The 19,027-nt window shown below is 47.7% G+C and carries 17 protein-coding genes; 11 read left to right on the top strand and 6 right to left on the bottom strand.

Features of this window, described 5'->3' with window-relative positions; all coding sequences use genetic code 11:
- Positions 1 to 8: 8 nt before the first annotated feature.
- The 5 genes from GC102_RS11685 to GC102_RS11665 all read right to left on the bottom strand — a co-directional run bounded on the left by GC102_RS11685 (position 9) and on the right by GC102_RS11665 (position 4,446).
- Complete coding sequence (locus tag GC102_RS11685) at positions 9 to 758, bottom strand: IclR family transcriptional regulator (RefSeq protein ID WP_171689686.1); 750 nt, start codon at positions 756 to 758, stop codon at positions 9 to 11.
- Between the two features lie 474 nt (positions 759 to 1,232).
- Positions 1,233 to 1,913: a TIGR00266 family protein gene (locus GC102_RS11680; RefSeq protein WP_171648161.1), complete on the bottom strand. Its 681-nt coding sequence runs from the start codon at positions 1,911 to 1,913 to the stop codon at positions 1,233 to 1,235.
- Between the two features lie 33 nt (positions 1,914 to 1,946).
- Complete coding sequence (locus tag GC102_RS11675) at positions 1,947 to 3,146, bottom strand: MFS transporter (RefSeq protein ID WP_171689685.1); 1,200 nt, start codon at positions 3,144 to 3,146, stop codon at positions 1,947 to 1,949.
- A 98-nt stretch (positions 3,147 to 3,244) separates the two neighbouring features.
- Entirely contained in the window at positions 3,245 to 3,487 is a 243-nt protein-coding gene (locus GC102_RS11670) for a hypothetical protein (protein ID WP_171648157.1), read from the bottom strand.
- Between the two features lie 80 nt (positions 3,488 to 3,567).
- Positions 3,568 to 4,446, bottom strand: coding sequence for a helix-turn-helix transcriptional regulator (locus tag GC102_RS11665; protein ID WP_171689684.1), 879 nt, complete (start codon positions 4,444 to 4,446; stop codon positions 3,568 to 3,570).
- Between the two features lie 142 nt (positions 4,447 to 4,588).
- On the opposite strand from GC102_RS11665, the gene GC102_RS11660 reads away from it, so the two are divergent.
- The 4 genes from GC102_RS11660 (at position 4,589) to GC102_RS11645 (ending at position 7,328) form a co-directional block, all read left to right on the top strand.
- Positions 4,589 to 5,995, top strand: coding sequence for an MATE family efflux transporter (locus GC102_RS11660; protein ID WP_246320870.1), 1,407 nt, complete (start codon positions 4,589 to 4,591; stop codon positions 5,993 to 5,995).
- Between the two features lie 20 nt (positions 5,996 to 6,015).
- Positions 6,016 to 6,231, top strand: coding sequence for a hypothetical protein (locus GC102_RS11655; protein ID WP_171689683.1), 216 nt, complete (start codon positions 6,016 to 6,018; stop codon positions 6,229 to 6,231).
- A gap of 161 nt (positions 6,232 to 6,392) precedes the next feature.
- Complete coding sequence (locus GC102_RS11650) at positions 6,393 to 6,827, top strand: SRPBCC family protein (protein ID WP_171689682.1); 435 nt, start codon at positions 6,393 to 6,395, stop codon at positions 6,825 to 6,827.
- 222 nt (positions 6,828 to 7,049) lie between these two features.
- Positions 7,050 to 7,328, top strand: coding sequence for a hypothetical protein (locus GC102_RS11645; RefSeq protein WP_171689681.1), 279 nt, complete (start codon positions 7,050 to 7,052; stop codon positions 7,326 to 7,328).
- A gap of 328 nt (positions 7,329 to 7,656) precedes the next feature.
- Here the strand turns inward: GC102_RS11645 and GC102_RS11640 are convergent, their stop codons facing one another.
- The gene (locus GC102_RS11640; RefSeq protein WP_171689680.1) at positions 7,657 to 8,562 is read right to left on the bottom strand and encodes an ArsR/SmtB family transcription factor; all 906 of its coding nucleotides are present in this window, start codon (positions 8,560 to 8,562) and stop codon (positions 7,657 to 7,659) included.
- Between the two features lie 170 nt (positions 8,563 to 8,732).
- On the opposite strand from GC102_RS11640, the gene arfA reads away from it, so the two are divergent.
- The 7 genes from arfA (at position 8,733) to helD (ending at position 18,682) form a co-directional block, all read left to right on the top strand.
- Positions 8,733 to 10,244 carry an arabinosylfuranosidase ArfA gene (gene arfA, locus GC102_RS11635; RefSeq protein WP_171689679.1) on the top strand — a complete coding sequence of 504 codons (1,512 nt, stop codon included), beginning with the start codon at positions 8,733 to 8,735 and terminating at the stop codon, positions 10,242 to 10,244.
- Positions 10,245 to 10,484: 240 nt separating this feature from the next.
- Positions 10,485 to 10,799 carry a c-type cytochrome gene (locus GC102_RS11630; protein ID WP_171648144.1) on the top strand — a complete coding sequence of 105 codons (315 nt, stop codon included), beginning with the start codon at positions 10,485 to 10,487 and terminating at the stop codon, positions 10,797 to 10,799.
- Between the two features lie 97 nt (positions 10,800 to 10,896).
- The gene (locus tag GC102_RS11625; RefSeq protein ID WP_171689678.1) at positions 10,897 to 12,915 is read left to right on the top strand and encodes an LTA synthase family protein; all 2,019 of its coding nucleotides are present in this window, start codon (positions 10,897 to 10,899) and stop codon (positions 12,913 to 12,915) included.
- Positions 12,916 to 13,788: 873 nt separating this feature from the next.
- Positions 13,789 to 14,565, top strand: coding sequence for an ABC transporter permease (locus tag GC102_RS11620; protein WP_171689677.1), 777 nt, complete (start codon positions 13,789 to 13,791; stop codon positions 14,563 to 14,565).
- Positions 14,562 to 15,353, top strand: coding sequence for an ABC transporter permease (locus GC102_RS11615; protein WP_171689676.1), 792 nt, complete (start codon positions 14,562 to 14,564; stop codon positions 15,351 to 15,353). Before GC102_RS11620 ends, GC102_RS11615 begins: the two co-directional genes overlap by 4 nt.
- 35 nt (positions 15,354 to 15,388) lie before the next feature.
- Positions 15,389 to 16,360, top strand: a complete 972-nt coding sequence (locus tag GC102_RS11610; protein WP_171689675.1) for an ABC transporter ATP-binding protein — start codon at positions 15,389 to 15,391, stop codon at positions 16,358 to 16,360.
- A 21-nt stretch (positions 16,361 to 16,381) separates the two neighbouring features.
- Entirely contained in the window at positions 16,382 to 18,682 is a 2,301-nt protein-coding gene (helD, locus tag GC102_RS11605; RefSeq protein ID WP_171689674.1) for an RNA polymerase recycling motor HelD, read from the top strand.
- Positions 18,683 to 19,027: the final 345 nt, after the last annotated feature.

Genomic DNA, 19,027 nt, shown 5'->3' with positions numbered 1-19,027 from the left:
TCTCCTTTTTATTCGGATAGTTTATGAGCCAGATTACAAATTTCTTCTATACAGGACTGCTTCTTTTGTTCCCATTGCAGAGACATCATGGAGCAGCTGACAGCAGCAATGACTTGGCCTTGGGCATTGCGGATCGGAGCCGCCGCGCAGCTAAATCCAAGCACGGCTTCCTCCAAGTCTAGTGCATAGCCTTGTTGTCGGATTTGCTCTAAACTTTGCTTTAATGCTTGTAAAGAGGTAATGGAATGAACCGTTAAATGTGGAAATGGTTCTTGGTCAGAACGATAAAGCGAATCCATTTCCTCATCGCTCAGATCAGCCAGCATGACCTTACCGAGTGCGGTAGCATGTGCAGGCAACCGCATGCCTGGTTCAGAAGCGAGCCTAACAGGTGTGAGCGCTTCCTCTTTGGCGATATAGAGGACTTCTTTGCCATCTAATTTGGCAAGTTGGAACGATTCGCCCAGCTTCAGCTTGGATATGGCTGCTTCCTTATGGAAGGACTCATTCAAGTCTCCCTGCTGCATGGCGGCATGGCCGAAACGAGATAATTCTCTTCCTAACCGGTAGGTTTCTCCGGTCTCCTTTTCGATCCACCCCAAGTTCTCCATAGTTAATAACAATGAGTACATCGAGCTTTTGTTAATGGCGAGCGTTCGTGACAAGTCGATGAGCTTCAACTCACCGGGATGCAGAGAGATTTCTTTGAGAATCAGGTGTGCACGTTCGATGGCCGGAACGCGGTATTTATCATCCAAGTAAGGGCCTCCTTGATCGTAAAGCGATCGTTTGAATACATTGCTTTTCTGTTGTGTGGTTTTTTATAAAAAACCAAGTTTACATGATAGAACCATTTTATCATAATATCATCAAAAAAACGAGAACCCCCCGTGAGGAATTCTCGTTTTTTTCAGGATAGATTATTTTACCTGCCTGAATGTTGTACAGCGTACAACAATTTTCTTATTTTCTTCCCTCAAAGCTGGAGATGTTGTATCTTGTACAACAATTTTGCAGGATTTCGTGCAAAACGGTTACTTTTAGGCAGAATTATTGTATGTTCTGCAACATTTGGACGAGCTAGCACGGATTTGCTTGAGTAAAGTTGTAGAAAATACAACACTCTGGGTGAGGATGCGCTGAATGAAATCAGGGATTCCAAATTACGGAGTTACTCCACTTCGATTTAGCTCTCAGTCTCAGGCCACCCAGCTTACAAGACACCATTATACTTATCTGCCACCTGGAATGAACTGCTTAATCCACCCGCCGAAACCCTGCGGATTCCTCGTTTGAATAAGCACGACACCCTCGCCGCGGAATCGGCAGACAACGCCCTCGCCGCTCGTCAAACTGGATAACCAGCCTTTGGCCGCTTTTTCAATCGTATACTGCGTATAATCCGGCCAAGCGACGAGATGTCCGTTATCGATGATTACTTCTTGCCCTGGAGCTAGATTAATGGCATGAATAGCGCCGTAGGAGGAAAGGAAGACCGTGCCTTTTCCGCTAATTTCAACGATGAAAAAGCCCTCGCCTGACATAAACCCACTCATCAAGTTTTGCATTTTCGTATTCACCTGAATGCCGGATGTTCCAGCAAGAAAGCCGTCTTTTTGCACATACAGCTTGTAGGATCCGTCTAGTTCTACGGCCTCAATATCGCCAATGACAGTAGGTGCCAGTAAAACCTCGCCCGAACCTCTGGTTGGTGTTAGTTCTTGGAAGAAGAATTTCTCGCCGCTCAGCATTCGGCCTAAACCGCGCATGAGACCGCCCTCTACGGTTCCCTTAAGTTCGATATTGGGGGACATAGAGACCATGGCTCCTGCTTCCGCCTTGATGTTCTCGCCCGCCTCAAGCTCTACCTTTAACATAGGAAATGCACCTTTATATAAAATTTCGTGTTTCATAGTCATCCTCCAATTTTAAATGAAATGGTTGTGTTAAGCCGTTTTTGAATGGTAATGACTGTCTAAACTGCGATTCGTATAAACGAATCCAGCACAGAGCAGTAGAATGCCCATCGTGACATAGAAGACGGATGTGAAACCGTACGCTGCCGCAAGATGGCTGCCAATTAAGGGGCCAATCAGATTGCCTAGGAACAGCGATGAGGTATTAAAGCCGTAAGCGGTCCCTTGAATCTGAGTAGGCGCTAGCTTCATGACCAGCGCGTTCAGAGAGGGAATCATGCCGCCGATGAACAGCCCGAGAAGGAACCTGCCGACTAGGAGCATAGTGATGCTAGTGGCAAAAGCCTGCGGGATGAAAGCAAGTGCCGCCATCGATAAGGCGATCACGAGTGTTTTGCGCTGACCGATACGGTCGCCGAGTCTCCCTAAGGATGGAGCGCCGAACAAGTTCGCGATGCCGGTAATCGCAACGATTAGACCAGCGAACAGCTCCAAGTGGCTGCCGGTATATAAGGTCTTCGCGTACACCGTCACAATCGGCTCGATGCTCATCATTCCGATCTGTGTGATCAGGGAAGCGGCGAAGACGGGGAGCAAAGGCCGAAACAGCCGCCAATCGGTGCGCTGTCGTTCTTTTTTCTTAGAGGGAGGCTTACGCTCCTCTTTAATGAAAATCATGACGATGATGCTCGCGCAGAGCATGAGCCCTCCAGTAAAGAAGAACACATGGCTGTAACCGAAGAAACCTGCCAGCAAGCCTCCAAGTAAGGGGCCGATGAGCGATCCGGCGATCGCTCCTGTTTGTAAGGTGCCGAGCGATTTGCCCGAATGCTCCGGCGGTGTAACGGAAGCTTGAAGAGACACCGCCATGGAGATGAAGCCGGAGAAGATACCGTTGAGCAGCCGCAAAGACAGCAGCTGCCAAGGTGACGTGACGATGCCCATGAGTGCCGTCACAATCGCCATCCCGAACCCGGCGCGAAGCAGCATGATTTTACGTCCACGTCGATCCGCAATTGCTCCCCAGAGCGGCTGAGTGAGAAACGATGTGATGAACTGTGCTGCGACAATCCAGCCTGTCCAACGTACAATTTCGCCAAGATCTTGAACCCCGAGTTCTCCGATGTAGAGCGGCAGAAACGGAAGAACGAGATTCATGCCGCACATAACGGAGAAATTAGCGCCCCATAGAATCCATAGTGACTTTTTCCAATGTAAGGGGGAAGCCATGTTCGTAGACTCCTTATCATTTTTTTCCAGTATAACATAAAAAGAGCTATCCCCAAGCGGTTACGGCCGCATGGAGGATAGCTGTGCAGGAGAAGGTTTTATTGATTCATATTCGACATCATTGCGCCGAAGAAGAGTACAAAGAAAATAAAATAGAGACCGATTCCGATGAGAGCCCAGATTAAGCTTGCTTTGGCATAATTAGATTTTGTAGGGTTTTCTCCTTTGCTGAATGCCCACACGAATAACATCACAATATTCACAAGTGGAATCGCAAGGAGCAGGATTGTAATCATCCAATCTTTTACACTTAGGACAGGCGCATTTTGTTGTTCTTCCAAATCAAGTCAACTCCCTCTAAGTTATATAAGTTAACTGTATTTAGAAGTTAGCCTATATATGCCTTCGAGTTGTTGGTTAATTACCCCCGCGAGAACCGCTGCCTGTACTTGCGAGGAGAGATACCTTCCATTTTGGTGAAGCAGGTGGCAAAATAGGCAGGCTGCTCAAAACCAACATCTTCCGCTATGTGCGCGACGGGAAGATCGGTTTGAAGCAGCAGCAGCTTAGCCTGCTGGATCCTTAACCTGAGCAGATATTCCGTCGGGGAACAACCATATTCCTTTTGCATGCAGCGTGCAATGTAAACAGGGTGGAAATTGACGTGATCGCCGAGCTCTTTGGCTGAAACAGACGATTTGTAATGCTGCCTTAAATAGGAGGCCGCTTTTTCCGCGCAGGCCGTGGAAGGTGATGGATGATCGCTGTCTGTGGTGGCGGAAAACTGGCGCAATAGCTCATGAAAAAGCTGCTGCTGCGCAAAACGGACACTGCTCATATGAGCACTTGGTTGCAGCTGCTGAAGCTGTTCAAACAGGGCATAGGTTTTTTCTGGCTGCAAAAGTGTTGTGTATTGAGGGATCCGAATCGTAAAGGGCTCTACAGCAAATGGCTCAATTGGGGTTTGAGTTGGATCTTCCAGAGGTATAGGTTGGACCGTATGGTCTACCATAGCCCATGGTCCACCTGCGTGGAAATGCATCCAATAAGTACCCGTCAGCTCGGAACAGACTTCTGTAGCGAAATGATAGCTGTCCGGCCTTAGAATAACGGCTTGTCCAGCTGCTACCTCAAACCTAGCATCCTCCTCGCCTATGTATAAGCAGCCCGATGTGGTGATTAGTAAGTCAAATACTTGGATATTGCGTCTGCTCGGATGTTTGCTGCCTTTGGAGATCGTGCTGAAACCGCTTGTAATGTAATGCGGCAGTGGAGGGACAGTCATTTCGATAAAAGCCATCGGTGTCACCTTTCATCTCATGAATGGAGGTTGGAATTTTGAAACTTTAAGTTGCAATACTCATACTTGGAGTCAACTATAGCATCTATAATTTGAGCAGACAACAAAGTTTCATTTATACAAAAAGAGAGATGATAATCGGATGGTGAAAAACATGGTCAAAGAGAAAAATAAGTTTACACTATGGCTTCTAGCTTGGCCTATTTTCGTCGAATTGCTTCTGCAATTGCTTTTAGGAGCCGTCGATACCTTAATGGTGAGCCGCGTATCGGATGATGCGGTGGCGGTGGTTGGTTTATCGAACCAATTGTTCCAAGCGATGATGATCTTATTTATGACGGTTGCGAGTGGAGCCGGGATTTTGATTGCTCAGAAACTAGGAGCCAAGCAGAATGAATCTGCGCGCACCGTTGCCATTATGGCCGTAACCGTCAGCGCAGTGATAGGCAGTGTGCTGAGTGTGATTCTTTATATGGAGGCTCGCCCTCTAGCTAATCTGTTCCACTTGGAGGAGCGGCTGCTTCCTCTGGCTGAAACCTATATCTCGATTGTGGGGAGCGGGATGGTTTTAACAGCTTTGACAGCGGCACTTAGCACCGTTATTCGGAATACAGGAAACACCAAGGGGCCGATGATTACGGCTATTGGTATGAATGTTATACACATCGTGTTTAACTACGGATTTATATATGGCGAGCTCGGATTTCCTCAACTGGGTTTAACAGGTGTGGCCATTTCTACCCTCGTAAGCCGGTTGTTGGCGACGTGTTTGCTGCTATTTATGTTCGTTTCCGCGTTCGAGCGGAGGATGGAGTGGCGGGATCTTATCGTATTCAATCGAAAGCTGTTTGGTGATATTTTGAAAATAGGTTGGCCGCTCGGCGTGAACATGTCCTCCTGGGTATTGACGCAGTTGACGATCTACACGTTCCTAGCCACGATGGGAGCTAAGGAATTGGCTGCGAGAACGTATATGAACACGCTCGAGTCGATTTGCTTTATGTTAGGCTACTCGATTGCCTTAGCTGTTCAAATTCAGATTGCTCATCTGTATGGAGCCGGAAATATCAAAGAAGCTTATAAGAGCGGATATCGAGGAACATGGATTGGACTCGGTTTGGTTGGATTCAACAGCATCATTCTCTTTCTCATCGGCAAAAGCTTTCTCGGCTTCTTCACCTCAGACGCGGATATTATTAAGCTGGGACTCTCATGTTTGGTACTGACGCTCATCCTGCAGCCAGGGAGAATGCTCAATATGGGCTTCGGTAATGCGCTGAGCGCGGTAGGCGATACCCGTTACAATATGATTATCTCGCTGTTCTCGATGTGGGGAGTGGCCGCGGGCCTTTCCTATGTCTTGGGCTTGCACATGGGCTGGGGGCTGGCGGGTATTTATATCGCTATGATCTGCGACGAATATTTGCGCGGCATCCTCGTTGTCATTCGTTGGCGCCAGCAGAAGTATTTGCGCCGGGCGGAGGCGCGGGATAAGAGCGCTGCTGCTTCAGGTAGCGCTGAGGCTCCTGGTATGGGCATGCATGCTTAGCGTGAGTATGACGAAGTTGGTTGGACAAACAACACCATTTGTTTCTGAAAGGCACGGAATTGCTCTTCCGTGTCTTTTTGTTTCGAGAATGGAACGAACAGGCAGGATACACCAATACACCAAATTTGAAATGCGGACAAATGGCTGCATATAATGATGACATGGATAAAGTATTTAAAGCTCTTGCTGATTCAAGCCGAAGACAACTCCTTGATGAGCTCTTCAAGAAAATCTAGCATCGGCTGACATCGTGGATAGAGAAGATACGTTTGAGGGATTAAATAATGGATGGCCAGCCATTTTGAGCAACTTAAAGAGTTTACTCGAAACTGGGAACACCTTGACGCCTATGTCCATTTAACCAATCACAATTACATTGAAAGAGAGTTGATTTAGTATGAACACCCTTACGAAATTTAAAATAGTTAAGCCCGTTAATGAAGTATTTGAGGCTCTTATAGACCCTGTGAAAATGTCTAATTATTGGTTTTCTTCAGGTTCTGGAAGATTAGAGCAAGGCAAGACGATTACATGGAGATATGATGAATATGATGCACAAGTGGATATAAAAGTATTGGAGATTGAGGAAAATAAGAAAATCGTTTTCCAGTGGGGTGCAACGGATGAAGGTAATGTTGTTACCATTACGCTGAAAGAGTTCGATCATTCGAGTACCGTTATTGAAGTTAACGAAGAAGGTTTTAATGAAAATGATGGGGACCTAATCAGTCAATTGATAGATAATAAAGAAGGTTGGGTCTATATGTTGACCTGTCTGAAAGGGTATTTGGAATTTGGTGTTAATGGATTGAGAGCAGCAATTGTGAGATGAGATAAAAGAGGGTCTGAAGAAGTTCAAGAGAAATCCAATAGAAGTTCAAGTTCAAAGAGCCTAGGGGCTCTTTTTTACATAGCGCGCCTAGCCAAGCTAGGCACAACTAATAGTGACGAGCTGCGGGAGGGAAGCCTGCGGGGGTTGTAATACCGATGAAGTGAGGACAACAAAACCTCAAGGGGGAGGAACCCCTACTTTGTTCAAGCGTGTGGAGGAGGAATGAGTAGTGCAGTCGAACCTGCTAGCTACGCCAAAGTAAAAGCTCAAGAAAGTCTGTCGAGAAGTCGATTTCCGGCTTCTCTGACTCAATGGGCGAACTTCGGCTCGCAGAGCTCTCGCTGTAAGCGCGTTTTTCGCGCTTATTTGTTCGAGCGCTCCAGAATAAGCGCGCTTTCCGAGCTTATTCTGCACCGACGCGCGGGAAAGTCTGCCGAGAAGTCGATTTCCGGCTTCTCGGACTCAGTGGGCGAGCTTCGGCTCGCGGAGCTCTCGCTGTAAGCGCGTATTTCGCGCTTATTTGTTCGAGCGCTCCAGAATAAGCGCGTTTTCCACGCTTATTCTGCATGGACGCGCGGGAAAGTCTGCCGAGAAGTCGATTTCCAGCTTCTCGGACTCTGTCAAAGAGCTTCGGCTCGCGGAGCTCTCGCTGCAAGCGTGTTTTTCGCGCTTATTTGTTCGGGCGCTCCAGAATAAGCGCGTTTTCCGAGCTTAATCTACATGGACGCGTGGGAAAGGTCTGCCGAGAAGTCGATTTCCGGCTTCTCGGGCTCAGTGGGCGATATGACTTAGGACGGCTCCCTATTCATACGTGTACACAAGACGCCCCCTACCTACGGTAGGTGCGAAACAGAATGTCACGGTTGTAGTTGCCAAACCCCTCACCGTATAAGGTCAACCCGCCGACATGCGCCGCATGGTTCGGCACTTCGAGCCGCAGTGTCCACTCGTTGCGGGACATGGGGATATCCTTGATGGAGACAGCCGATAGCTGCTGTCCATCAAGGAACGTTCCCTGCTCCGTGACGCGGATGATCTTCAACCAACCATATTGGTTGATTGAATCCGGCCACCAGGCAGGAGTGAGTTGGCCGCGGCCTTGTCCCGAATCACCGGGACTCGTCCAATAGCCGAGCAGCGTATCATTGACGTAAAAATGAATATCGGACGGCCAATTTGCTTCAATTCCTGGTGCCTCGGATCCAATTTCTAGCGAAATCTCGATTTCCTCTAGTGTCTGACCGGGCAGCATATAGTTCGGAATGCGATACTCCACGAAGCCGCTGCCGAACCAAAGAATCTTGGCATGCATCCGCTCCGGCTCGAAGAAGAAGCGCGGATCATCATACTGACCAATCACATGATCAGCCGTAGCCAAACCGCAGGTTGGATGCACATCGAAGTGTGTGTAGTGGCCGACCGGAATCGCAACTTCATCGAACGCTCGCAGCTGCTCGATTGACTGCGGGAGCCGCATTTCGATGCGAGAGATGGCCAATTTGCACATTTTGTGCGTGCCGCCTTGCTTACGAACTAATGCTGTCTGAATAAGCCCTCCAGCCTCGAGCTTTTTTACATGCATAGTTACGATGGCGCTGCTTAATTCGAGCATATGGGCTAATTCTTTGACATTCATCTCTTTCTCAGCGAGCAGCTCCAGTATCTTAAGCCGCACATCGCTTGCCAGCGCTTCATACAACGGCAGCCATTTGCGGTCTGTTGTCGTTTGGATCATCGGACAATCTCCTCATAAGTAGACTAATTAATGAAAATGTGAATTCAACAGAAGGCAGATAAAAAGCTTGAAATCATCTTCTGATTATTGTTTAATATAGTCAATAGCATTATAAATATATTAACTGATTCATATTTTTATTAATCATATCATACTACGAGGTGAAAGCAATGTCTATGAAAGCGAGCATGATTATCGACAAAGATTTTAAAATCGGAGAAGTAGATTCTCGTATTTATGGCTCATTTATTGAGCATTTGGGACGCGCGGTCTATGGCGGAATTTACGAACCTGGACATCCGCAAGCAGATGAGCAAGGCTTTCGAGCAGACGTACTGGAACTGGTAAAAGGTTTGGATGTTCCGATCGTTCGTTATCCAGGAGGTAACTTTGTATCCGGTTATAACTGGGAGGATGGCATTGGGCCGTTAGAAGGACGTAAGAAGAGACTTGATCTGGCTTGGCGCACCATTGAACCTAACTTGGTTGGTCTGAACGAATTCATGGCTTGGTGCCGCAAAGCAAATACAGAAGCAATGATGGCCGTTAATCTGGGGACTCGCGGTCCGGATGAGGCAAGAGATATCATTGAATATTCCAATATCAAAGGCGGTACCTACTGGAGTGATTTACGGATTAGTCATGGGTACAAGACGCCTCATAATATCAAAACCTGGTGCTTAGGCAACGAAATGGATGGTCCTTGGCAAATAGGCAGCAAAACAGCCGCGGAATACGGACGCGCAGCTTGTGAAACGGCCAAAGTCATGAAGTGGGTAGACCCTTCGATCGAACTTGTTGCTTGTGGCAGCTCAAGTCTGAATATGCCGACTTTCCCTGACTGGGAAGCGACTGTACTTGAGCATACGTATGATCACGTTGATTATATTTCACTGCATCAATATTATGGCAATCGTGATAAGGATTCAGCCAATTTCCTCGCACAATCTATGGGCATGGATCGGTTCATTCATACGGTGATCTCGACGGCGGATTACATTCAGGCCAAAAAGCGCGGAAAGAAGAAAATCAACTTATCCTTCGACGAATGGAATGTGTGGTATCACTCCAACGAGGCGGACCGGCGAATCGAGCCTTGGTCCATCGCGCCACCGCAGCTTGAAGACATCTACAACCACGAAGATGCTCTGTTAGTTGGTTGTATGCTTATCTCCATGTTGAAGCGTGCGGATCGTGTGAAGATGGCTTGTTTGGCACAACTCGTTAACGTCATCGCACCGATCATGACCGCGAATGGGGGAGCAGCCTGGAAACAAACGATCTACTATCCATACATGCATACAAGTGTGTTTGGACGAGGGACTGTTCTTGTGCCGCTGATCAAATCACCGAAGTACGACGCGAAGGATTATACGGATGTGCCTTACTTAGAAGCTGTTGCCGTTCATAACGAAGACAAGTCCGAAGTGACGATCTTCGCAGTTAACCGTCATCTGGAGGAAGCACTTCCGCTGGAGCTGGATCTTCGCAGTTTTGGTGAGTGCCGAATTATCGAGCATATCGTTCTGGAGAACGATGATCTGAAAGCTTCGAACACCATTGATGCCCAGGATCGGGTTAAGCCTCACACAGGAGGTAATGCGGCCATATCGTCAAACAGCCAGATCCAGGCGATACTTGGCAAAGCATCGTGGAATGTCATTCGGTTGAAACTAGCTTAAAGAGACAAGTAGACGAGATTACTACATTAAAAAGACATGGCCAGGGACTATCGTCCCTACCATGTCTTTTATTTTGCTCAGTCCGCATAATCAATTAACGTAAGGATTTTCCAGATGTCAGATCTGATTAATTGCCTCATTAAGTAACATAATAACGGTGAATAGCGCTACTCCTTTATTTTACAATCTATGCTCTGGTATGATGAGAGAAATACAACAGATTGAAGGAGTTTCGTGCGTATGAAATTAAAGCTGTTTAGTGTAATTGTTCTGGCTCTCGTCTTATCTGCCTGTGGAAATAAACAAAATGAGTCGCAGCCGGCGGCGGTCAAAGTGGATGTTCCTAAGCTTTATCAAAATTTCTGCATCTCGTGTCATGGTAATCAATTACAAGGTGGACAAGGCCCTAATATCCAAAAAGTGGGAGAACGTTTAGATGAAGCGGAGATCATAAAGCGTATTCAAAAGGGTGGTGGCGGGATGCCGCCGTTCCAAGTAACAATGAAAGAGGAAGAATTGAAGGCGTTAGCGTCATGGTTGGCAGGACTTAAATAATGGATATTTATGGTAAAACTAAGCTTCCTTTAAGGTTAGCTACATAATTTCTTCACAATTGGTGTTTATAATAGGGGCAAGAGGAGAGTGATGCAATATGCACTTGAATTTGAAGCCCCGGAACCATCTTCCTAAGAAGATGAGACCAAAACGTCTGGGAGCGACGATTTCGCTTTTATTATTTATGATATGCTTACCTATACTTTCTGTAGCGGGAATGGAACTTCTCGAACGTGGTACTTTGCATGAAACGGTCCAATGGATAACATCTAACCGATCACTTTTTTTATTAAATGTAGCCATATCCTTCTGTTTATTAGCTTTCATTTATGCGGTTGTAGGATCATTAGCAATTTCCGGATCCATCGCAACCTTATTGCTTGGCCTTATGGCACTGATCTCTTATATGAAAGTGAAAATGATCGGGGAGCCCTTCTTCCCGTGGGATATTTTGCTGAACAAAGAAAGTATGGATATAGCTTCGCTTGTAACAGGGAAAGCCGCACTTCTCCGAATCGGAGCTGTGGTCATCGCGGTCATCCTTGTATTTTTATTAAAATGGGTACTCCCGCGTGTATCTTTATCTATCGTCAGTCGAATTGGTTTAGGGCTGTTCTCGCTCTATGCCTTGTATGCATTTGCAATCAAAACACCGTTAGCTGGCAAAATTCTTGACCATATAGGTGTAAACGAAATTGTATGGAATCAGAAAGAGAACTATGCGAATAATGGACTAGCGCTAGCTTTCACCCTCAATGTCAAAAATTCGATCGTTCAAAAGCCAGAAACGTATAGTGATCAAAGTATTGCCACCGTTGCAGCTAATCTCCAAGAGGTAGGCATGCAGAAGGCAGGAGTGAAAAAGTCCGTAGATGCTGATTCTCTAAAAGGGAAGAAGCCGAACGTGATTTTCATTATGAGTGAAGCGTTCTGGGATCCAACTTTGCTAACGAATGTGAAGTTCAGTGAAGATCCGGTACCCACTCTCCACCGTTTACAGAAGGAGTCGACATCCGGATACCTGTTGTCCCCCCAATTCGGTGGCGGTACAAGCAATGTGGAATTCGAAGTGTTGACGGGGAACTCGATGAGCTTCCTGCCAGGAGGGTCCATTCCGTATCAACAATATATAACGAAACCTGTACCGAGCTTGGCGAGTTATTTTGCCGATCAGGGCTACAAAAGTATGGGAATTCACTCCTATGAAGGCTGGTTCTGGAACCGTAATTCGGTTTATAAGGAGTTAGGCTTCCAAAGCTTCAAGAGCAGTGAACATTTCGTAAATCCGGAAATGAAGGGTTACTTTATCTCGGACGCCGAAGTGTCTAGGAGCATTATAGACGAAGTAGATAAAACCCAAGATCCTATGTTTATGTACACGGTAACCATGCAAAATCATGGGCCCTATGATGAGCCTCGGTACGGAGAAAATCAGTTCAAAGCGCAAGGTGACTTGACGCCTGAAGCAAAAACGATTCTTGAGACTTACGCGCAGGGCGCGCATGATGCGGATCAGAGCTTGCAAATGCTGATCGATCACTTCCAGGAATCAGATGAACCGACGATGATCGTCTTTTATGGGGACCATTTGCCGATGCTGGGATTAGATTATCAAGTATATAAAGAAGCAGGTTTCATCCAAACGAGTAACGCGAATGATTGGTCGCTGGAAGAAGTGAAGAAGATGCACAGCATCCCGCTTGTTACTTGGTCGAACTTCGATATGCCGAAGCAGGACATTCCACTGCTCAGTGATTCCTTCCTTGGTGCCCACGTGCTGGATATGCTGCATATGGAGAAACCAGCTAATTTCAAGTTGAATGCCGAATTGGCGGCGCAAGTGCCAGGACTACTGAGTAATCTTGTCGTTGATGCGAACCAAGAACTCCATGCTGAAGTCCCTGAATCGGTGCAAGCACTCCGTGATGACTATAGGAATGTGCAGTACGATTTACTATTCGGCAAGCAATACTTGGCTGAACATATCGATCATGACTATTTGACGAAAACCATTCAGGATAGCTATAACGCAGAATTTGATGAAGAACATGTTCCTCCGCAAACACAAGGAGTGAGCAACAATACTCCCACTGAGAAGCCGGTGAGCGCGCAGTAAAAGAAGTCCCTATTTTGTTGCTTTGAGCGACGAGATGGGGACTTTTTTGTTTTGGTGAGGGTGGAAGAGAGAGCGAGCGTGAATGAGAGCGAGAGACCGAGAAACCGAGAAACCGAGAAACCGAGAAACCGAGACAGCAAGACAGCAAGACAGCAAGCGAGGGATGGAGCACATTAACGTTGATAAACAGGCTAAGTAAGCGGAATTAGTGCTGATTCGTTTGAGAAGTGAGCTGAGAGGATGTTTTTCATCGTTAAATGATTGGGAAAGAGGGGAAGCAGCATTTTAACGATGAAAAACATGCTTAAGTAAGCGGAATCGGGGCAGATTCGCATGTTAGGTGAGCTGAGAGGATGTTTTTCATCGTTAAATGATTAGGAAAGAGGGGAAGCAGCATTTTAACGATGAAAAACATGCTTAAGTAAGCGGAATCGGGGCAGATTCGCATGTTTCGTGAGCTGAGAGGGTGTTTTTCATCGTTAAGTGGAGTGGAAAGAGAGGAAGTAGCATTTTAACGATGAAAAACATGCTTAAGTAAGCGGATCAGGGTTGATTCGCATGTTTCGAGAGCTGAAAAGATGTTTTTCATCGTTAAGTGGAGGGGAAAGAGGGGAAGCAGCATTTTAACGATGAAAAACATGCTTAAGTAAGCGGATCAGGGTTGATTCGCATGTTTCGAGAGCTGGGAGGGTGTTTTTGATCGATAAGTGGAGTGGAGCAGCATTTTAACATGGTTAATTGGTGGCGCCATCTGCAACAAAAAATAATCATTGCCATGGTTAGGGGAATTTTGGTAATATAGACTTCCGTCTCTACGCGGCGGCTGCAAAAAAAGCTAGTTGATAAGGATCAGAACAGCTCAGGAGGTGTTTTATGCTTTTCGCGGTTTTGGCGCGCAAGGCGTATGCGAGGAATTTGCAGTATCGCGGTTCGCATCTGCTGCACAATGCAGTGAGTGCGGTGTTTGGCTTCATTTATGCTAGCATCTGGACCGGCTTGGGGAGCGACTCGTCACTCGGCGAATATGGTGCGAAAGGGATTGTCGGTTATATTGCTTTTAACCAAGCCATCCTTTGGATTACGCAGTTCACAACGAATGGACTCGGGCTCGAGCAATCGGTACGCACTGGACAAATTGCGGTCGATCTCATGCGGCCTGTACACTTATTCTATCAGGCGATGAGCCGGGAATGGGGCCAGGTATATTATCAGTTTCTTTATAAATTTATCCCGATTTATGCCCTCTACTACTTCATTTTCTCCTTACAGCTTCCACATCACGCTTCGGTTTATGGCTGGACAGCGATTGCGCTCGTCTTGGCGGCATATATCTCCATTTGCACAAATTATTTGATAGGCGTAGCAGCCTTGTGGACCACAGAATCTCGTTGGTTTTACTGGGTTAATTATTCCTTCAGTACACTGCTCTCTGGTTTTTTCATTCCTCTAGAATGGTTGCCAGGTTGGCTCCGCACAATTAGTTTTTACACACCATATCCTTATCTACTCTATTACCCAACTCGTATCTACATGCAGCTTGAACAAGGAACTGTTGTGCTCGGCGCTCTTGCTTGGGGCATCGGGTTTACTTGCGTCTGTCTGGCGGTTACGCAGGGGGTACGCAGAAAGCTGGAGGTGCAGGGCGGATGATGTCAGTGAGGCTCTATATGCTGCTGATCAAGGCGAGCTTGCGAAGCCGAATGCAGTATAAGTTTAATTTCTTTTTTTCGACTGTGATGGCTTCCTTTGTACATATCTCAGAATTTCTGATGGTGGCGTTGGTGATGATGCGTTTTGGCAATATCAAAGGCTGGACACTGTATGAGGTGTGCTATCTGTATGGAGTCATGATGATATCCAAAGCGATTTATCGCACGCTAGCTTCCGATGTGCATCATCTAGAGAAATATCTCGTTTCGGGTGATCTGGATGCACTTCTCACACGGCCTGTCCCTGTACTGTTAGCGCTGATGACACAAAATTCACGGCTCTTATTTGCCGAAGTTGGGCAAGGCATCATTTTATTGTTTATTGCTATGAAAGCTTTAATGGCTGATGGACAAATCGGATGGTCAGCCGTTCCTTTAACGGTGTTAATTATCATGACGGGTGCCATTATTTTATTCGCCATAGGCTTGGCAACTGCGGCTGCTGGCTTTTGGCTGACACGGATTGAATCCCTGCAAAATATGACCGAAGACGCTTCCCAAACCGCGGCGCGCTATCCGCTTTCTTTGTATCCAAAGTGGCTGCAGGGGGCGCTATTGGTGCTCGTTCCGGTAGGCTTCGTCAATTACATACCTACTTTATATTTGCTGAGACATCAAGGCGGCATAGGGATGCTGCTAGGAACCATTGCTGTTTCATTCGCTGCGCTCTGGCTGGCTATGCGTTTCTGGAAGCTAGGATTATCTCGCTATCAAAGCACAGGAAGTTAACCGAGGGCTTCATACAAGGAGGGATCACAAGAAACATGATAACCGTAACGAATTTACGCAAAACTTTCCAAACTCCGATAGTCAAAGATGGTAAGTTCTCAGGTATTCGAACGTTGTTCTCACGAGCCTATAAAGAGAAGGAAGCTGTACGCGATGTAAGCTTCGAGATTGAATCTGGAGAGTTCGTCGGGTATATTGGACCTAATGGAGCAGGAAAGTCTACAACGATCAAAATGCTCACCGGCATTCTACACCCAACCTCCGGCGAAGTGCTTATTCACGGCTATAGTCCTCAGAAGCATCGAAGACGAGTCGTAAAGCAGCTTGGCGTTGTATTCGGTCAGCGCAGTCAGCTGTGGTGGGATTTGCCGGTTAAGGATTCCTATGAAATTCTAACGGCGATGTATCGGGTGGAGGAAAGCACCGCACGCCGCAGATTAGGCGAATTGACTGAGCTTCTTGAACTGAAGGAGCTGATGGATACACCTGTCCGGAAGCTTTCCCTTGGGCAGCGGATGCGGGCCGATTTGGCGGCTTCGATGCTGCATGATCCGGATATTTTGTTTCTGGATGAGCCTACCATCGGGTTGGATGTTGTCGCCAAGCGAAACATTCGCGGCTTTCTTCAGACATTAAATCGAGATTTCGGTAAGACGATTCTGCTGACAACGCATGATATGGATGATATCGAGCAATTGTGTAAACGAGTCATCGTCATTAATCATGGGCAAATTGGCTATGACGGGTCGATCGATGAGCTGCGGGATCGCATTGGCTTACCGACGATGATGAAGGTCACTTATCGAGGCGATATTCAAGTCCCAACTAGTTGGGAGCTTCCGTTTCGTGTGGTGGAGCAAGAAGCGAATAGTCTCACGATCGCTTGCAACCGCCAGGAGCTGAAAGCGATGGAAGTGCTGCGTATCGTCAGCAGCTGGGGCGATATGGACGATGTACATATGGAAGAGCCTGAGTTTGAAGAGGTGATCCACGGGGTATATAAATAGATAGAAGTGGAGTGAGACCGTATGCCTATAGAGAACGAAGAACGGGAGAGGGAAACGCAGCGCGTTGCCTCTGTACGTGCCAATATACAGCAGCGAATTGAAGAGCTGCGCCAAACGGTGGATGAGCGCCGATCGGAAGCGACAGCGATTGGCCGCAGCTTTTGGGATGATATCTCAGTGAATGCGGATAATGCGGATGATTTGATTGAGACGGCAGCGAGTATGGCCCAGCAGGAGCATGTGCTGCAGGGCCAAGAACGCAGCTATCGCTTGGCGCAGGATGCGCTGCGTAAGCTGCAGCGTGTTGTCGATGCGCCGTATTTCAGCCGCATTGATTTCAAGGAGCGCGGGGAGCAGGAGCGCGAGAAGATTTACATCGGATTGACATCTTTTATAGATGCAAAGACGGATGAAATTCTTATCTACGACTGGCGTGCGCCCATAGCCAGCCTGTTCTATGATTATCCGCCGGGTCCAGCGACATATCGGACACCGGAGATGGATGTCAGCGGCGAGCTGATGCTCAAGCGGCAGTACATCATCAAAGCCGGCGTGCTGCAGGATGTGTTCGATACAGGGATCTCCATCGGTGATGAGATGCTTCAGCAGATGCTGAGCCGCAGTGCCGACGAGAAGATGCACAGTATCGTCACGACGATCCAGCGCGAGCAGAACCAGATCATCCGCGATGATCGGCACAAGGTGCTAGTCGTGCAGGGGGCGGCCGGCAGCGGCAAAACCTCCGTCGCGCTGCAGCGAATCGCGTATTTGCTCTACAAATATCGGACAACGCTTAGCGCCGACAATATGATTTTGTTCTCGCCGAACTCCTTGTTCAGCGACTACGTCTCTCACGTACTGCCGGAGCTAGGCGAAGCTACCATGCAGCAGACAACATTCCAAGACTATTTAACACATAAATTAAACGACATGGGTCTGACGCTGGAAGATCCCTACGATCAATTAGAGTTCATCCTTACGGGGACGGATCAAGATCCCGCCTATGCAGCGCGGCTGCAAAGCATTCATTACAAAGCATCCGCTGCTTTTCTCAGCGTCATTGAGGCCTACGGAGAGAAACTGAAAAATGGCGGAATTCGTTTTCTCGATTTATCCGTAGGTAAGAAAGTGTTGATTACTGCGGATGAGCTTAGCGAACGGTTTTACAGCAAATCCTCTATTCTTGCTCTGGGTGAACGGATGGAACAATTATCGGAGTGGATGCTGGAGAAGCTGGATGAGTTTCAAGCGGATGTACAGAAGAGGTTTTATCGTAAAATGGTGCGGGAACCGAAATATTTGGGCACCGAGACAGAGATGAAAAAGATGAGCAAGGTCAAAGCGCATAAAGCGATCGCTCCACTTAAGGAGAAGGCGCGAAAGCTCGCTTATGTGGACGTGCTCGGGATGTATCAAGATCTTTATACGAATAGTGAACTACATCAAGAGCTTATGCGCCATTCGGAGCAGCGTCTACCCGCAGCTTGGGATACGATAAGTACCTTCACGGCTGATGCGCTTGCTGGGGGAATGCTGCATTACGAAGATGCGACACCTCTTGTCTATTTGAAGGGCCTTGTTGAGGGTCAACTGCGTGTAGGTACCATCCGTTATTGTCTCGTGGATGAGGCGCAGGATTACTCGCCATTTCACTATGCGTACTTGAAAAAGCTGTTCCCACGTGCTCGGTTCACCCTGCTCGGGGACTGGAATCAAGGGATCTTCACGCATGCAAACGCGAGCAGCAGTACGGATGGCGAGGGGCAAACGAGCGAGTACAGCTCCATTAGCGAGCTGATGAAGGAAGACGAGACGGAGACAATCCGCCTCGTCAAGAGCTACCGCTCGACGCGCGAAATCGTCGATTTCGCTAGTCGTGTGCTGCCGGGCGGCGAGCCGATCGAGCCGTTCAGCCGCAGCGGCGAGGCGCCGCGTGTACTGCGCGCGGCGGACGAGACCGAACTCAGCCGCCTCGTGGCTGAGGCGGCCAAGGCCAGACGCGACGGCGGCGCAAGCTCCGTCGCGATCATTTGCAAGACCGAGCGCGAGACGCGGAGTGCGCACGCCAGCCTTAAGCCGCTGCTGCCGGGACTCGCGCGGATCACCAAAGAGACGCTGCACTATGAGGCAGGCGTCATGATCCTGCCGGCGTACCTCGCCAAAGGGCTCGAGTTCGACGCCGTTATTCTCTACGATGCCGGGGCGGCTGTCTACGCGGAAGCGAAGGAACGCAAGCTGTTTTACACCGCTTGTACCCGCGCACTTCATCACCTAGACGTATTCTATCTAGGTGAATTGACACCTTTTCTCCTGAACAAATAGACATACGTCCATACCTATCTGCCCTGCCCGACATAGGATATATCGAGCAACAACAAAGAAAAGGTTCTTGCAGGCAGAAGGGAGGAAGCACCATGTCAGGCGTAGGATATTCTAGCACAGCTGTCGTATTGGTACTGTACATTCTGTTGGTCATCATTCTTGCAACATTCTAATATAAAAATAGGATGCACAAAGCCGCCTTCCGATTAATCGGAGGGCGGCTTTTCTTGATAGATAAGATCCGATTTTAGAGTCATTCAGCTTTCGTTAGGGCAAATGGGCTATAGTGGTTACAAATGTTGTATTTTATACAACAATTTGCACGCCTAAAGGCTATTTTGCAAC

Origin of the sequence: Paenibacillus germinis, from assembly GCF_013141785.1 — a bacterium.
In the GTDB taxonomy this organism is placed as follows: domain Bacteria; phylum Bacillota; class Bacilli; order Paenibacillales; family NBRC-103111; genus Paenibacillus_E; species Paenibacillus_E phytorum.
Note: the sequence above shows the minus strand (reverse complement) of the source record. Positions and strands in the feature narration are given on the sequence as shown.

Coding starts and splice junctions, on each gene's coding strand:
- GC102_RS11680 (WP_171648161.1), bottom strand. CDS start 1,913: ATGAAACACGAAATTTTATATAAAGGTGCATTTCCTATGTTAAAGGTA.
- GC102_RS11675 (WP_171689685.1), bottom strand. CDS start 3,146: ATGGCTTCCCCCTTACATTGGAAAAAGTCACTATGGATTCTATGGGGC.
- GC102_RS11665 (WP_171689684.1), bottom strand. CDS start 4,446: ATGGCTTTTATCGAAATGACTGTCCCTCCACTGCCGCATTACATTACA.
- GC102_RS11660 (WP_246320870.1), top strand. CDS start 4,589: ATGGTGAAAAACATGGTCAAAGAGAAAAATAAGTTTACACTATGGCTT.
- GC102_RS11650 (WP_171689682.1), top strand. CDS start 6,393: ATGAACACCCTTACGAAATTTAAAATAGTTAAGCCCGTTAATGAAGTA.
- GC102_RS11645 (WP_171689681.1), top strand. CDS start 7,050: ATGAGTAGTGCAGTCGAACCTGCTAGCTACGCCAAAGTAAAAGCTCAA.
- GC102_RS11640 (WP_171689680.1), bottom strand. CDS start 8,562: ATGATCCAAACGACAACAGACCGCAAATGGCTGCCGTTGTATGAAGCG.
- arfA (WP_171689679.1), top strand. CDS start 8,733: ATGTCTATGAAAGCGAGCATGATTATCGACAAAGATTTTAAAATCGGA.
- GC102_RS11630 (WP_171648144.1), top strand. CDS start 10,485: ATGAAATTAAAGCTGTTTAGTGTAATTGTTCTGGCTCTCGTCTTATCT.
- GC102_RS11625 (WP_171689678.1), top strand. CDS start 10,897: ATGCACTTGAATTTGAAGCCCCGGAACCATCTTCCTAAGAAGATGAGA.
- GC102_RS11620 (WP_171689677.1), top strand. CDS start 13,789: ATGCTTTTCGCGGTTTTGGCGCGCAAGGCGTATGCGAGGAATTTGCAG.
- GC102_RS11615 (WP_171689676.1), top strand. CDS start 14,562: ATGATGTCAGTGAGGCTCTATATGCTGCTGATCAAGGCGAGCTTGCGA.
- GC102_RS11610 (WP_171689675.1), top strand. CDS start 15,389: ATGATAACCGTAACGAATTTACGCAAAACTTTCCAAACTCCGATAGTC.
- helD (WP_171689674.1), top strand. CDS start 16,382: ATGCCTATAGAGAACGAAGAACGGGAGAGGGAAACGCAGCGCGTTGCC.